The 14,638-nt window shown below is 37.1% G+C and carries 16 protein-coding genes; 7 read left to right on the top strand and 9 right to left on the bottom strand.

The genetic code is table 11. The features are described 5' to 3' along the window. Positions 1-69 precede the first annotated feature (69 nt). Positions 70-564, bottom strand: coding sequence for a gluconokinase, GntK/IdnK-type (locus ACGH4F_RS00880; protein ID WP_411589701.1), 495 nt, complete (start codon positions 562-564; stop codon positions 70-72). 317 nt (positions 565-881) lie between these two features. On the opposite strand from ACGH4F_RS00880, the gene gatA reads away from it, so the two are divergent. From gatA to ACGH4F_RS00915, 7 genes are all read left to right on the top strand, one after another. After that, a complete protein-coding gene (gatA, locus tag ACGH4F_RS00885) occupies positions 882-1,331 on the top strand; it encodes a PTS galactitol transporter subunit IIA (RefSeq protein WP_411589615.1) in 450 nt (149 codons plus the stop codon). A 20-nt stretch (positions 1,332-1,351) separates the two neighbouring features. After that, entirely contained in the window at positions 1,352-1,636 is a 285-nt protein-coding gene (gatB, locus tag ACGH4F_RS00890) for a PTS galactitol transporter subunit IIB (RefSeq protein ID WP_220216354.1), read from the top strand. A gap of 4 nt (positions 1,637-1,640) precedes the next feature. Beyond that, positions 1,641-2,993: a PTS galactitol transporter subunit IIC gene (locus tag ACGH4F_RS00895; protein WP_411589617.1), complete on the top strand. Its 1,353-nt coding sequence runs from the start codon at positions 1,641-1,643 to the stop codon at positions 2,991-2,993. Positions 2,994-3,115: 122 nt separating this feature from the next. Beyond that, entirely contained in the window at positions 3,116-4,159 is a 1,044-nt protein-coding gene (locus tag ACGH4F_RS00900; RefSeq protein ID WP_411589618.1) for an alcohol dehydrogenase catalytic domain-containing protein, read from the top strand. A gap of 92 nt (positions 4,160-4,251) precedes the next feature. Then, on the top strand, positions 4,252-5,025 hold the full coding sequence (locus tag ACGH4F_RS00905) for a DeoR/GlpR family DNA-binding transcription regulator (RefSeq protein ID WP_411589620.1): 774 nt from the start codon (positions 4,252-4,254) through the stop codon (positions 5,023-5,025). A 175-nt stretch (positions 5,026-5,200) separates the two neighbouring features. Continuing rightward, positions 5,201-6,139, top strand: a complete 939-nt coding sequence (locus tag ACGH4F_RS00910; RefSeq protein ID WP_411589622.1) for a hexose kinase — start codon at positions 5,201-5,203, stop codon at positions 6,137-6,139. 27 nt (positions 6,140-6,166) lie between these two features. After that, a complete protein-coding gene (locus tag ACGH4F_RS00915) occupies positions 6,167-7,021 on the top strand; it encodes a tagatose bisphosphate family class II aldolase (RefSeq protein ID WP_220216359.1) in 855 nt (284 codons plus the stop codon). A 246-nt stretch (positions 7,022-7,267) separates the two neighbouring features. On the opposite strand, the gene agp is transcribed toward ACGH4F_RS00915, so the two are convergent. The 8 genes from agp to agaR form a co-directional block, all read right to left on the bottom strand. Beyond that, positions 7,268-8,527, bottom strand: coding sequence for a bifunctional glucose-1-phosphatase/inositol phosphatase (gene agp, locus ACGH4F_RS00920; protein ID WP_411589624.1), 1,260 nt, complete (start codon positions 8,525-8,527; stop codon positions 7,268-7,270). A gap of 77 nt (positions 8,528-8,604) precedes the next feature. Then, positions 8,605-9,780, bottom strand: coding sequence for an N-acetylglucosamine-6-phosphate deacetylase (gene nagA, locus ACGH4F_RS00925; RefSeq protein WP_411589626.1), 1,176 nt, complete (start codon positions 9,778-9,780; stop codon positions 8,605-8,607). Then, the gene (gene agaF / locus ACGH4F_RS00930) at positions 9,770-10,207 is read right to left on the bottom strand and encodes a PTS galactosamine/N-acetylgalactosamine transporter subunit IIA (protein ID WP_220216362.1); all 438 of its coding nucleotides are present in this window, start codon (positions 10,205-10,207) and stop codon (positions 9,770-9,772) included. Before agaF ends, nagA begins: the two co-directional genes overlap by 11 nt. A gap of 9 nt (positions 10,208-10,216) precedes the next feature. Beyond that, positions 10,217-11,113: a PTS system mannose/fructose/sorbose family transporter subunit IID gene (locus tag ACGH4F_RS00935; protein ID WP_411589628.1), complete on the bottom strand. Its 897-nt coding sequence runs from the start codon at positions 11,111-11,113 to the stop codon at positions 10,217-10,219. Further along, the gene (agaW, locus tag ACGH4F_RS00940; protein ID WP_411589630.1) at positions 11,103-11,885 is read right to left on the bottom strand and encodes a PTS N-acetylgalactosamine transporter subunit IIC; all 783 of its coding nucleotides are present in this window, start codon (positions 11,883-11,885) and stop codon (positions 11,103-11,105) included. The genes ACGH4F_RS00935 and agaW overlap by 11 nt, the downstream gene beginning before the upstream one ends. Positions 11,886-11,900: 15 nt before the next feature. Then, complete coding sequence (agaV, locus tag ACGH4F_RS00945; protein ID WP_411589632.1) at positions 11,901-12,392, bottom strand: PTS N-acetylgalactosamine transporter subunit IIB; 492 nt, start codon at positions 12,390-12,392, stop codon at positions 11,901-11,903. A 43-nt stretch (positions 12,393-12,435) separates the two neighbouring features. Next, complete coding sequence (locus ACGH4F_RS00950; protein ID WP_411589634.1) at positions 12,436-13,602, bottom strand: SIS domain-containing protein; 1,167 nt, start codon at positions 13,600-13,602, stop codon at positions 12,436-12,438. Between the two features lie 48 nt (positions 13,603-13,650). Next, positions 13,651-14,421 carry a transcriptional repressor AgaR gene (agaR, locus tag ACGH4F_RS00955; protein WP_411589702.1) on the bottom strand — a complete coding sequence of 257 codons (771 nt, stop codon included), beginning with the start codon at positions 14,419-14,421 and terminating at the stop codon, positions 13,651-13,653. Between the last annotated feature and the right edge of the window lie 217 nt (positions 14,422-14,638).

Consider the following 14,638-nt stretch of genomic DNA (forward strand, 5'->3'; position numbering starts at 1 on the left):
CCGATACATCGGCAGAATAGTTGATGATACATTACCAACTGATTAACAATAATTGCAGAAAGTGATTGTTTAGCTGTTACAGATTTTCTGTATGATACATTCGGTATCATTGACTACATCGGCTAAAGGTTGTTCGATATTAACGGTATAAACATCGTTTTCATCTTGTGATGGTTCTTCTAAAGTATCGAATTGGGATTGTAACATTCCCATTTTTTGATAATGACCTTGACGTTCAGCTAAACGGTTTGCAATGACCTCAAACCCACCTTTTAAATAAATAAAATGAATATTTTTATTTTCGCCTCGAATAATATCTCGGTATTGTTTTTTTAACGCTGAGCATATAATAATTGAAATAGGATTAACATTGCTCATGGCAAATACTGCATCACTAATTACACGAAGCCACGGCATTCTATCTTCATCATCTAGAGGCATACCACTGCGCATTTTTAAAATATTGGCTTTAGGATGTAAATAATCACCATCTAAAAAAGCGGCATCAAGATCATAAGCCACATGTTTGGCAACAGCTGATTTACCACTTCCTGATACCCCCATTAATACAAATACCTGTTGAGTTTTTTGTGACACAAAGACCTCTTACCTTTCCGTTTTTTATCAATAATATTCTGAGTATTTTAATGATATTTTCAATATCGAGAACGCGCTTTTGTGATGAAGATCATGAACTATATTATGCCCAATCATAAATTTATCACAATCAATTTCAAATTTTACTTAAAAAATAGATTTCGATCACAAAAATAATAATTGTCATTTGCTTTTAATTTCGAAAGAAAATAATCTTTCATTATAACTTTTGATTTCGAAAGCATTATTAAAAAAATGAAGAAAGGCAATAAGGGTGATCAAAGATGAACAAATGTCAGCTCTTTATCGAAGATGATCTTCGATTTAACAATGAACAAGAAGCGCTTACTTATATTAGTGAACAACTACAACAAAAAGGGATTGCCAAAAAAAGTCATTTAGAAGCATTGATAGAAAGGGAAAAAACATTTCCAACGGGTATTGCGCTTGATGGTTATGCGGTTGCCATTCCTCATTGTGAAGCAGAGCATGCTATATCGCCGGCTATCTTTATTGTTCGAACACTATCACCTGTTGCGTTTAATCGAGCAGATGAAGACAGTATTGTAGAAGTTTCATTAATCATTTCACTGGTCGTGACTTCACCGGAAGATCAACTCACGCTTTTAAAAGCATTATTTTCAAATTTACAAGATAAAGAGTTCTATCACTTCTTATTAAATGCACAGCAAGATCAGATAGCTGAGCGATTTAATAACGTGATATTTAATTAGGAAGTTGTTTAGGAGGCATTATGAAAAAAAAGATTATTGTTGCGTGTGGTGGTGCAGTTGCAACATCAACTTTGGCTGCAGAAGAGATAAAAGAACTCTGCAAAGAAAATAATATTAAGTTAGATCTTGTTCAGTGTCGTATTAATGAAATTAATACTTTTATTGATGATGTCGATTTGATCTGTACTACAGCCAGAATGGATCAAACTTTTGGTGATATCCCGATTGTACACGGTATGCCTTTTGTTTCGGGGGTAGGGATTGATCAGCTAAAAGATAAAATATTGTCGATTCTAAAAGGATAAGTATATGTTTACCGAAATTATGCAGTACATTTTGGATCTTGGCCCTTCAGTCATGTTGCCGATTGTGATTATTCTCTTTTCATTAGTGTTAAGAATGAAAGTGGGTGATGCCTTAAAAGCTGGTATTCATATAGGCATCGGTTTTGTTGGAATCGGTTTGGTTGTGGGGTTGCTCACAAGTTCAGTTGGACCAGCAGCAAAAGCCATGGCAGAAAGATTTGATATCAGTTTGAATGTTATTGATGTTGGTTGGCCCGGCGCTGCGCCGATGACATGGGCATCACAAATTGCTTTAGTTGCAATTCCTATTGCTATAGCCGTCAATATTGTGATGTTGGTTTCTAAACTCACTCGAGTTGTTAATGTTGATATTTGGAATATTTGGCATATGACCTTTACTGGTGCACTGGTTTATATCGCATCTGGATCCTACTGGTTAGGTATCGCAGGTGTAATTGTCCATGCCATTATTGCTTATAAGCTAGGGGATTGGTTTGCCAAAGATACTAAAGAGTTTTTTGAACTTGAAGGCATTGCTGTTCCGCATGGCACATCTGCTTATTGTGGACCAATTGCGGTATTTGTTGATGCTGTGATTGAGAAAATACCTGTTATTAATAAGATTAACTTTAACGCCGTTGACATGCAAAAAAGATTTGGCGCGTTTGGTGAACCGGTCACTGTTGGATTATTTATGGGGATCTTGTTAGGAATATTAGCCGGATATGGCGTTAAAGAGACATTACAACTTGCTATTCAAACAGCCGCAGTAATGTTATTGATGCCACGCGTAATTAAACCGATTATGGATGGCTTAACACCAATATCTAAACAGGCACGTAAACATTTACAATCTAAATTTGGTGGGCAAGATTTTCTTATCGGTTTAGATCCTGCTCTATTATTAGGACATTCAACCGTTGTTTCGGCTAGTTTAATTTTTATTCCTTTAAGTATTTTTATCGCCATTATATTACCGGGTAATGAGGTCTTACCCTTTGGGGATTTAGCAACGATTGGCTTCTTCATTGCGATGGGGGTAGCGATTCACCAAGGTAATTTATTTAGAATTATTCTTTCCGGTTCCATCATCATTGCTATCACACTATGGATTGCTACACAAATGATTCCACTTACGACCCAATTAGCCCTCAATGCAGGTACGATCAATTCCGATACCGGTATTTCAGTCGGTGCTATGGATCAAGGTGGATCGCCTATTACTTATATCATGGTTCAACTAGTCAATTTGAAACAACCTATTGGATTTATCGCTATTGGAATTTTCTATCTTTTCTGCCTATTTTTAACATGGAAACGAGCTCGAAAATATCAAGTTGCAACTGGGCAAAATTAAATAAATAGAGGCGATAAACACAAAGCAATAAGTTATTGAAATGAAGTTGATTTCTATGCTTTCACTGAAATGTCAGTGAAAGCATGCATTAACAAAATTGATTATTTAAAAAGGAACATAAAATGAAAGTGATTCTAGTCAATGAAGGAGGTACGTTATCTATAAAGGATATTCCAGTACCCAAAATAATCTCACCGGATCAGATTTTAGTTAAAGTCGCTTATTCGGGATTGTGTGGCTCGGATATACCTCGAATATTTCATCATGGCGCACATTTTTACCCTATTACACTGGGGCATGAATTTAGTGGTGTTGTGACAGAATTAGGTAGCGGTGTGACCGAATTTGAAATAGGTGATTTAATCTCATGTGCCCCTTTATTGCCATGTTTTGCTTGTGATGAGTGTAAAAAACATTATTACTCACTTTGTAAGCACTATACCTTTGTTGGCTCAAGAATAACGGGGGGATTTGCTGAGTATATTTTATTAAATAAAAAAAATGCCTTTAAATTGCCAAAAGGCGTTACACCACTTCAAGGGGCTTTTTTCGAACCAATGACAGTGGGAATGCATGCCATTTTATTAGCTGGTGGTTGCCAAGATAAAAACGTGGTCATTGTAGGCGGCGGTACAATTGGATTGCTTGCTATGCAATGCGCAAAAGCAATGGGTGCCAACACGGTAACTGTTCTTGATATTAATGACGATCGCCTTTTGCTAGCTAAACGCTTAGGCGCAGATCAGGTCTATAACTCAAAAGACCTTACAGCAGATGAAATTTATCAAGCATTATCAATCAATCGGTTTGATCAGTTGGTATTAGAAACGGCTGGATCACCGATTACCGTTAAACTCGCCATTGAGATTGCTGGTCCACGAGCTCAAATTGGTTTGGTTGGCACTTTACATAATGATCTGACGCTTTCAGAAAAAATATTTAGTTTAATTTTACGAAAAGAATTACAAATTTTAGGTAGTTGGATGAATTATTCTGCGCCATGGCCAGGCAAAGAGTGGCAACTGGTAAGCCAATTTTTTGTAGAAGGAAAAATAAAACTGGATGAACTGGTTGCTGGTATCCGTGATTTTGATTCGTTTATTGAGCAAGTTACCAATTTAAATGGGCGAGCCATGAATGGAAAAATATTGCTCAACTGCAATTAACTATTGATTAACGTCAATCATTGAAAATGAAAACTTATCTTTTGATTTTGTTTGTTATACACTGCTGAAAAGATTTCGAAAAAGGAAATATTATGAACGCAAGTGAAAGACGCCAACAAATTATAAATATTCTTAATATGAAAGGTACGGTATTGGTCAGTGATCTGTCAGAACAGTATGGAGTTTCTGAAGTGACCATTAGAACAGACCTTAGATTATTAGAAAAACAAGGCGTGCTAAGCCGATTTCATGGTGGTGCAACCAAAATTATTGACAATGATGACATCAAATCATTTAAAGAATTGCAATTAGAAGAACGTTATCAGCGATTTATTGAAGCTAAAAAACGCATTGCAATTGAAGCAGTTAAACATGTTAAAGAAGGCGATATTATTATTTTAGATAGTGGTAGCACCACGATGTTGATAGCTGAAGAACTGGTTAAATTAAAGCATATCACTGTCATTACCAATAGTCTTACCTCTGCTTTTATTCTCTCCGACAATAGTGACATTATGTTATTTATATGTGGCGGAACACTCAGACACAAGACTCGCTCTTTTCATGGAAAAATTGCTGAGCAATCGTTAGACGGCATCTCTGCTGATATTTTATTTGTCGGCGCAGATGGAATCGATGCAAAACGAGGAATAACAACGTTTAATGAAGGTTACACCATTAGTAATATTATGGCAAATGCCGCTAAAAAAGTCGTCGCAGTTTTAGATTCATCTAAATTTGGACGCAATGGAATCAACATCGTGTTACCGCTCAATAAATTAGACACTATCATTACGGATTCGGGTATTGATGATAGGTGTCGACAAGAATTTGAGCAGCAAGGCGTCAATTTAATAGCGGTTTGAGATATTTTTCTGGTCATGGTGTACTACTTTTTTAAGACAATTGAGTGGAGCGAAAAACGTTATTTTCATCAATACGGTTTAAGTCTTTTTTAACCAGTTGAAAATAGGTGTTAGTTTAAAGATTACGGTTGCTCAATGGTTATTTCTCACAAAGCATTAACATGTAGGTGAGAATATGATATTAACGATTACAATGAATCCTTCAGTGGATATCGCATACCCTTTAAATAAATTAATTATTGATGATATTAATCGGGTATCGAATGTAAAAAAGACAGCTGGTGGTAAAGGGCTTAACGTGACCCGAGGTATAAAATTTTCTGGTATACCTGTTTTAGCCTCTGGCATTATTGGTGGAACAACTGGTGAATACATTAAAAAGCAGTTAGACAAAGATAACATTGCTTATTGCTTTTATATAACTAAACAGGAGTCAAGAAACTGCATTGCTATTTTGCATGAAGGCAATCAAACCGAAATTTTAGAGTCAGGCCCAGAGTTGGACAGTAATGATGTTGAACAATTTCTGAACCATTATGAAACCATGCTTGAGCAAGCCAAAATCATTACAATATCGGGGTCATTGCCTCAAGGTTTTCCCATCGATTTTTATGTTAAATTAATTGAACAAGCTGAAAAACGTCAAATTCCGGTGTTGTTAGATTCATCAGGCAAAATGCTCTATGCAACACTGATTTCAAAACACAAACCTTATTTAATCAAGCCAAATAAAGAAGAATTACAACAAATCATTGAGATGAAGATTGATGCGGATGATACCCATTCATTAATCCAAGCACTCAACCATCCGTTATTAAGTGACATTCCGATTATTGTTATCTCATTAGGGAAAAATGGAGCGTTTGCGCGTTGCCATCATCAATATTATCAAGCTTCAATTCCCCAAATTAAGGTCATTAATCCGGTGGGTTCAGGAGATATTACTTTAGCTGGGCTGGCAGTCAGCTTGCATGAAAATGAATCGATTGAAGTGATGTTAGCTCGAGCTATGACGATGGGAATGCTCAATGCCATGGAATCACAGACAGGGTTTGTGAATATGCGTCATTACGACCACTATTATCAACAAGTGAAAATTACAAAAATTATCTAAAAATATAAGGTTAATTAGGAGTGACTTATGTATCTTATTTCTAGTCAAGAGATGTTAAAAAAAGCACAACGTGAAAAATATGCCGTACCTGCGTTTAATATACACAATCTGGAAACCATTCAAGTTGTGGTTGATACAGCTAAAAAAATGGAATCACCGGTTATACTCGCAGCAACACCGTCAACTTATCAATATGCAGGCACACCCTACTTAATTAATATTTGCAAAACTGCAGCACAAATGCTGCGCTTTCCATTTGCGTTACATTTGGATCACCACGAAAACATCAGTGATATTAAAGAAAAAATTGAAGCGGGTATTCGCTCGATTATGATTGATGCGTCACATCATCCCTATGAAGAAAATATTGAAATTGTGAAAAAAATGGTTGAATTTAGTCATCAATATAATGCAAGTGTTGAAGCCGAATTAGGCAGGCTTGGTGGGCAAGAAGATGATTTAATTGTTGAAGATAAAGAGAGTGCATTTACAGATCCGGATGCCGCCAAAGCGTATGTCGAGCGCACAGGTATCGATTCGCTAGCTGTTGCCATTGGTTCAGCTCATGGGCTCTATAAAGGTGAACCTAAACTTGATTTTGAACGATTAGCCAAAATACGCGATAAAGTTGATATTCCACTGGTATTACATGGCGCATCGGGTATCCCTGAAGTGATGGTAAAAAAATCGATTTCCTTAGGCATTTGTAAAGTGAATGTGGCAACGGAATTAAAAATTGCTTTTTCAGATGCGTTAAAGCTAGATTTTAATCATCACCCTGATGCTAACGATCCAAGACATTATATGCAACCAGCTAAATTAGCTATGGCGAAAATTGTGGAAGAAAAAATTCGCATTTGTGGAAGTGCAGGAAAATTATAATAGAAAAGTATGGGTAATTAACTTGAAATGAGCGTTAATTTATTACACTGGCAGTCACTTACTGTCAGTTAATAATGGGGGGTATGTATTGTCACTAAAAAGTGATTTTATAGTTATAATGGTGAACTCATTTTATTTTTACGAAATGAGTGAGCCACGGCTAACATCAAAATACATCGTTATGTTTTAGGATTTGATAGAGTGTGCTTAAGTGACTTTTTAAGCACACGAGCGATAAAATTAATGCTATTGGATGAGATGATTCAGCACTTGTTTAAACGTTGAAAATGAACAAAATCCATTAGCATTAATAGGACAATTTTCCATTTCTAATACGACTTTATGAGGTGGGTTTTGACGGTTTAATTGTACTAAGTCACGGATCTGGTCGGTGGATTGATAAAAATATTCAATTTTCATCAATGCTTCGCCATTGTGATTATTACGCCATTTTTGAAAGACAATTTTCCCACCAATAGGGGTGGTTTCAAACTGCTCTGGTAACGTGTAATGCTTAATTTTAATTGTTGAAAGTAGGGAGGCTACATTGGAATCATGTCCCACTAACAGCGTAAATTTAGGATGTACTTCATTTTCTGAAAAAGCGTGATTAATATAATTAACTAATTTTGCTGACACTTGTTTTGCCACAACGGGCGATCCAAATAAAACGCTATTGTAGTGCTCTTTGATCGCAACTAATTGTTCGAATTGTTGTTTATCCTTTATTTGCCCCCAAGCAATATCATGTAAAGGCGATCCTTCATAATATTGTAAGATAAAAGCATCAGCAATGGATGTTCCCGTGCGAAGTGCGCCTGTTATGCCAGGTTCCTTGCCTTTTTCAATAATAAGCTCGGTGGGTAAATGTGCAAAATCACACTGTTTATGTGTAATACAATTGGTTGAATTAGGGTAATTTAGGATAGTCGACATGTCTTGATACGCTTTACCCAGTTTTTCATTCAGCCCTTCAATGCCTTTGGTATCGGCAGTTTGGTTAATTGAATTGATTGCGGCCTGTTTAAAGGCTGAACTATTATCATCAATGACAGGAAAAAATAGCGGATCCATGCTGCCAAGCTTTTCTTTATGGATAATTGGCACAAGACAACCCGGAAAAGCACCAACCGCAAAAAACTGTCCGGTGGCAATTGTGCGTTGCAAACTATTGGTATAAATATAAACATCTTGGTCGTTTGGACAACGATCTTGATTTAATAATTTGTTATCGACTAACCATTCACTGAAATAGTGACCAAAATAGCTTTCTAATGCCCCACCACGAGTCGTTAAATAACTCGCTGGGGTATCCCATTGCGGCCATTGATTGGGCGTGACTTTACCCAACGTACTATTAGGGCTAGCTAATGGTGCTCGCAAACCATGGCGACTAAAAACAACAACTTGTTCTAATGTAAAATCGTTCACTGTTTCTATAGCTGGTACATTGAAAGATAAAACAGTTGTTAATGCTATGATTCCCTTTGATATTATTTTTTTCATCTGATCTCCTAATTTGCTTAAATCAAAACTCAATTGCTATTAATGATGAGTTATTATTCAGGCATTTTCCATATTTATTAAACTTGTTTGGGGTGAGTGATATATTGTTCGTTGAATTGATTAGATTGATAAACGATATTGCCTTTGACTAAAGTTGCAATCAATTGATTTTGTTCATTAAGAACAACCAAATTAGCGATTTTATCTGGCGCAATGCTACCCAATGTGTTGTCTATGCCTAATGCTTTGGCTGGGTAATAACTACCATGTAGCCAAGCCTTATCAAAAGAAGTATTAGTAAAGTTTGCCAAATTATTAACTGCACAATCAAGAGTTAATGTGCTACCTGCCAAGTTTCCATCATCGGTGCGAACAACATTATCTTTCATATGCACTCGCAACTGACCTAAATAATAGTCACCATTAGGCATACCCGTTGCGCGCATAGCATCGGTGATTAAAAGTAAATTTTCTCCACAACACTTATGGGCAATTGCAACTGCGGCAGGGTGTACATGGTGACCATCAACAATGATTTCGGTTTGGCAATGATCTATGCTGAGAGCTGCACCCACTACACCTGGGTTACGATGATGTAATCCTGACATGCCATTATAGCAATGCACTACACCACTTGCGCCTGCTAAAAGTGCGGCTTTTGTTGTTTGATAATCTGCATTGGTATGCCCAATCATGACCCGAATATTTTGATGACGTAACCATTTGATAATGGCTAAAGCATTGGGATACTCGGGCGCTAAAGCGATACACTTTAATGTTCCTTCGGCTAAGGTTAGCCATTTTTCAATTGTAGCGCGATCGGGGGCTTGCAGTAATGCTTCTGGGTGGGCACCTTTATGAATAGCATTAAAAAAAGGACCTTCCAGATAAGAACCTAACAAAGTTGCGCCTGTTACGCCTTGCTGAATGCTGTTTTTAACTTGTCGTAATGCGGCTTCGATTTTGTCATGGCTTTCTGTCACCGTCGTTGCCAAAAAAGCACCTACCCCATGTTGGGCTAAAAAATTGCTCATGGTATTGAGTGATTCATGGGTCGCATCCATGGTATCGGCGCCCATGACACCATGAATATGCGTATCAATCAGTGCCGGTAATAGTTTGATTTGATTAGGACACGGTTTATCATTCGGTGTGATATCCGTGATGATTCCGTTTTGAATGGTGACAATGACATTATCAAGCCAGCCAACCGGTGTTAACACTTGTTTGGCGTGGATTTGCTTAAATTCCATCAGAACACTCCTCATTTTTAGGTGATTTTTTTTGGTGCTCGTGCCATAAGCTCGTTATCGCTCTTTGCCCATTTTCAATGGTTTCTTGACGAATTGTTGCTAAGTCCAGATCCTCTCGCTGTAATAATATTTCAAGTAATAATGGCAGATTAGTCCCACTTATCACTTCAATATTATTATATTGATAACTCAACATGGCGGCTAGTCGAAAAGGCGAACCACCAACAATATCTGTCAAACATATCACACCTTGACCACGATCACACTGTTTTAATGCCGTATTTAACTGTTCTGCTAATTGTTCGCTACTCATGCCATCAGGAAAATTAACGGCATTAAATTGTGTTTGTTCACCAATGATTTGTGTTGCTGCTTCAAAAAGTCCGGTAGCAAAGCTACCATGACCTGTTAATATTACGCCTAACATAAATTTCCTCTATAAAATTCCCACTAATTTGCCGACCACACCAATAATCACCGTTAACCCAATTAATTTAACGGGTGAAAAGTTACGTTTCATCAAGTAATAAATAGTTAATGTAAATCCAAGTGGTAACAAATTCGGCATAAGTTTATCGAGCACATCCGCTTGTAACGCAATATGCGCTTGACCCGCATTAATTTCTAACGGCGTTGAAAAATGCACGTAAGAGGCAACCAGTGCACCAATAACGGTCATACCGACAATGGAGGCTGCGTGTGAAATACGCTTAGTATGGGATTTTAATAAAGGTAACGCACTGGTTCCTGCATGATAACCGTAATGAGCAAGTCCAAAACGTAGACCGAAATGGACTAAATTGAACATTAACAAGAAAATGATCGGACCAAACAGACTTCCTTCTAAAGCTAATGAGGCGCCAATCCCTGCGCAGATTGGTAATAAGGTGAGCCAAAATAGCGCATCACCGATTCCGCCTAATGGCCCCATTAAGGCAACTTTTACCGCCCGAATAGTCGATATGTTTTCTTTTCCTTTTTCCATGGCTAAGACTAATCCAGATAAAAAGGTCGCATCGAAAGGATGAACATTGATAAATTCCATATGCATGTGCATAGAATTTTTTAGATCATCCTTATTTTTATGAATTTTACGCAATGCAGGTAATACGGTAAAAAGCCAACCGCCAGCTTGCATCCGTTCGTAATTAAATGATGCTTGCAACGCCAATGAGCGAAACGCCATTCGGTTTATATCACCTTTAGATAGTGTGACATCTTGGCTTTGGTCGGTAAACGTATCTGCCGAGACTTTACTTGTGGCGAGTGCTTGTGCCATACGTTTTTCTTCTTTATCTGCCATTTTTTGGTCATGATCATCATTAAATTCCATCCTCTACCTCCACTGAAGTTGCGCTTACAGACTTGTTACTGTCATTGTTATCACGGCTATAATTATAGAAATCAATCATTGCAATGGCTAAAGCACCTAACGCAATGGCTAAAATAGGTAAATTAAGATAGGTCACCCCCAGAAAACCTAAAATAAAGTAAGCAACATACGTTTTCTTCATCATAATTTTCATTAGCATTGCAAAACCAATTGCTGGCATCATTCCGCCCGCGACACTAAGCCCATCTAATAACCATTTAGGTGATTTTTCAACTAACGCGGTTGCTGCATCAGCACCAAAATAGATAGGTAAAAATGCGACAATGAAATAGAAACAAAATAGAATTATCATCCCCAGATAGTTCACCCACTCAATACCTTTAAAATTGAGCTGATCAACATAGCGATCACATTTGTGCATCATTGGCGAATAGAATGTAAATAAAAGGGTAATACAACCTTGTACCGCTATGGCAAAGGGAACCGCTATCCCAATGGCAACTTTAGGTTCAGTATGTGTTAAAATTGCAAAACTGGTACCAATCACGCCGCCTATAACAACATTTGGAGGTTGTGCGCCGGCGAGTGGAACCATGCCCATCCAGACCAGTTCTAATGAACCACCCACATATAAACCTGTTTTTACATCACCCAAAATCAACCCAACTAACGGTCCAATTACGATTGGTCTGTGTAAATGCGTAAGTCCGTCATATAAGTCTACGCCAGCAATACCGGCTAGTAGTCCTATCAATAAAGCATCCATTAACATAATTTGCCCCTCTTGCTATGATGATAGATTGAGTAAATCTGCTATTTTTTCGCCAGATTCGTCTGGTACACGGCGAACTTCGCAAGTGACGCCTAACTTTTCCAGCTCTTTAAAAGCAGCGATATCATTGTCATCAACGGATACCGTTTTATGGATCTGTTTTTTCCCTTCATAAAAGTGCATATTACCAACATTGACAAATTTAATGGGTACGCCACCCTTAATTAGAGTTAGAACATCTTGTGGTGTTTTACAAACAATAAAGATTTTTTGACGTTCAGCGGCTTTGCCAATAATGTCGATAGTTTTTTGCAAGGTGAAATAACGCGTTTGAATTCCTTCTGCAATAACCATATCCATCAGATTTTGTTGTACCGGATCTTGCGCAGCGCTGTCATTGGCAACTAATAAAAGATTAGCGCCAAGCGCATTCACCCAAGTCACACCGACTTGACCATGAACTAAGCGGTTATCAATACGTGTCATAAGAATATTGGGAGTACTCATATTTTTTTATCCTTTTATTTAAAGGTTTAATCGGATTGATGACTTAAATTTGATGAAATGGATAAATGGTCACACCTTTTACAACTCGATTCACTTCACCGGTAGGACAAGGATTGTCAGGGGTTAATCCAACACTCAGTGATTTTTCAAACGCTAACATTTGAGCAAAAACTAAGTAAGGAAAAATCAACCAACAATCGGAAAGATGACAATCAACCGACAATATTTGTTTATGCGTGCTCTGCTGACCGCTCAAAGCAAGTACATCTGTTGCGATACGATCGTGTTCTAACTCATTAAATAAATCGATATCGTATTGGTGGATATAAGCATCGTTAGAAAAGAAACATACCACTAAACTTTTTTCATTAATCATAAATTTAGGGCCATGGCGTAAACCTAATATTGAATCAAATCGGGTTGCAATTTTACCGGCAGTGAGTTCTAAAATTTTTAATGCGGCTTCTTGAGCGGTGCCAGTGAAGCAACTACTACCAACATAAATTACTCGTTCATGATTTTTTTTGGCTAATTGTTTTGTGATGGTTTGCCAATTTAAAAGTTGTTGCTCACAAATAGTGGCAATTTTCATGACTGCATCATTTGCATCATGAGTATCGATACCGCCTAAAAGCAGCAGTGTGGCTAATATCATGCTACTAATACTCGATGTCATCGCAAACCCAAGATCATGCGTTCCTTCTGGCAGGACTAATTGAAATATACGCTGAGCATTATTTTTATGGTTAGCATAATCGGTTAATGCACAATTGGGATTACAGGTTAAAAATAGGTGATAGCAATCTGAAACGATTTGATCGGCTAATTTTACGGTTGCAACGCTTTCAGGGCTGTTGCCAGAACGAGCAAACGAAACAATTAATGTTTTTTTATGGGCAGATAAATATTGTAATGGATCAGCAACAATTTCAGTAGTGCCATAAGCATAAACATTGCGTTTAGTCTGTTCTCTTAGCCATGGTGCAAGGGCGACACCGCCAAAAGCAGAAGATCCCGCACCGGTAAGGATAATAACTAAATTCGGATCAGCCAGTAAAGGGGTTAGAAAGGCTTCTATTTGAGGTTGTCTTTGGGAAAGTAATTGAAGCAAATCACGCCAAATTTTAGGTTGTTGACAAATTTCTTTAGCTGTATGAATTGCGCCGTGTTGTTCTAACCACTCTTTCGAATAATTTAAGTATTGTTGCATAATAGTGATCCTGTTCGTTAAGTCATAAAAATAAAAAAAGAGAAAAGTTTATAGATTGGCAATAACCACATTAATGCCTAATGTGTGTAATTGCGTTAAATATTCTTTTGGAATGTTTGAATCTGTAATCAGCGTTTCAATAGGATTGATTTTTTCAATCATACAAAAGCTTTTACGTCCAAATTTACTTGAATCCGTTATCGCAATGATTTGACCTGAAACTTGACACATGACTCGATTAACCGATGCTTCGCCAAAATTGGGGGTTGTGATACCTGCGCTAAGGTCAAAGCCATCAACACCTAAAAAAAGTTTATTAAAATGATACATTTTAAGTTGTTGTTCTACGGTTGGTCCCGAAATAGAAAAGGCTTTTTTTCGAATATTACCGCCAGCAATGATGACTTCAATGTCAGTATTGATTGATAAATCGTAGGCAATATTAATTGCATTGGTAAAAACAATGAGATTTTGTTTTTCACGCAGGTAAGGCACCATGGCCGCAGTTGTTGACTCTGAATCGAGAATAATGCGATCACCATCTTTAACCATTTCTGCCGCTTTTTGGGCTATCTTATTTTTAATGGTAGAGTTAATACGACTTTTATCTTGTAAAGGTCTATCAAAAGCGAAAGCTTTATTTAGCATAGCACCGCCATAGGAACGCAATACACAACCTTTTTGTTCTAAATGGCGAAGATCATTACGAATGGTGACAGTTGAAACTTTAAAAAGCTTACTTAATTTATTGACTGAAACGGTATTTTCTTTACCGAGTAAATAAATAATTTTTTCTCGACGTTGCAATGTATTCATTATTAAATCATTCATAACATAATTACTTGTTTTGCTTTCATTCTGTTATTCAATTTAAACATATGCAAAGGATCGAAAAATGATAGGTGAGTCACAAAACCGATTTTGGTTGTAAAAACGTGAAAACCTTTTCATTTGAAAGGAAGTGAAAGAAAGGGTAAGGGGAGTAATAATAACTTAAAAATAATATTGTATTGTTATTCAGTTAATTAGCAAACTT

This window comes from Gilliamella sp. CG35 (assembly GCF_046635745.1).
Lineage (GTDB): Bacteria > Pseudomonadota > Gammaproteobacteria > Enterobacterales > Orbaceae > Gilliamella > Gilliamella apicola_I.

Bases quoted from the DNA above. Each gene is read 5' to 3' on its own strand.
- ACGH4F_RS00950 (WP_411589634.1), bottom strand. From the start codon at position 13,602: ATGCAACAATACTTAAATTATTCGAAAGAGTGGTTAGAACAACACGGC.
- gatA (WP_411589615.1), top strand. From the start codon at position 882: ATGAACAAATGTCAGCTCTTTATCGAAGATGATCTTCGATTTAACAAT.
- agp (WP_411589624.1), bottom strand. From the start codon at position 8,527: ATGAAAAAAATAATATCAAAGGGAATCATAGCATTAACAACTGTTTTA.
- nagA (WP_411589626.1), bottom strand. From the start codon at position 9,780: ATGGAATTTAAGCAAATCCACGCCAAACAAGTGTTAACACCGGTTGGC.
- agaW (WP_411589630.1), bottom strand. From the start codon at position 11,885: ATGTTAATGGATGCTTTATTGATAGGACTACTAGCCGGTATTGCTGGC.
- gatB (WP_220216354.1), top strand. From the start codon at position 1,352: ATGAAAAAAAAGATTATTGTTGCGTGTGGTGGTGCAGTTGCAACATCA.
- ACGH4F_RS00910 (WP_411589622.1), top strand. From the start codon at position 5,201: ATGATATTAACGATTACAATGAATCCTTCAGTGGATATCGCATACCCT.
- agaF (WP_220216362.1), bottom strand. From the start codon at position 10,207: ATGTTAGGCGTAATATTAACAGGTCATGGTAGCTTTGCTACCGGACTT.
- ACGH4F_RS00895 (WP_411589617.1), top strand. From the start codon at position 1,641: ATGTTTACCGAAATTATGCAGTACATTTTGGATCTTGGCCCTTCAGTC.
- ACGH4F_RS00915 (WP_220216359.1), top strand. From the start codon at position 6,167: ATGTATCTTATTTCTAGTCAAGAGATGTTAAAAAAAGCACAACGTGAA.
- ACGH4F_RS00900 (WP_411589618.1), top strand. From the start codon at position 3,116: ATGAAAGTGATTCTAGTCAATGAAGGAGGTACGTTATCTATAAAGGAT.
- ACGH4F_RS00905 (WP_411589620.1), top strand. From the start codon at position 4,252: ATGAACGCAAGTGAAAGACGCCAACAAATTATAAATATTCTTAATATG.
- agaV (WP_411589632.1), bottom strand. From the start codon at position 12,392: ATGAGTACTCCCAATATTCTTATGACACGTATTGATAACCGCTTAGTT.
- ACGH4F_RS00880 (WP_411589701.1), bottom strand. From the start codon at position 564: ATGGGGGTATCAGGAAGTGGTAAATCAGCTGTTGCCAAACATGTGGCT.
- ACGH4F_RS00935 (WP_411589628.1), bottom strand. From the start codon at position 11,113: ATGGAATTTAATGATGATCATGACCAAAAAATGGCAGATAAAGAAGAA.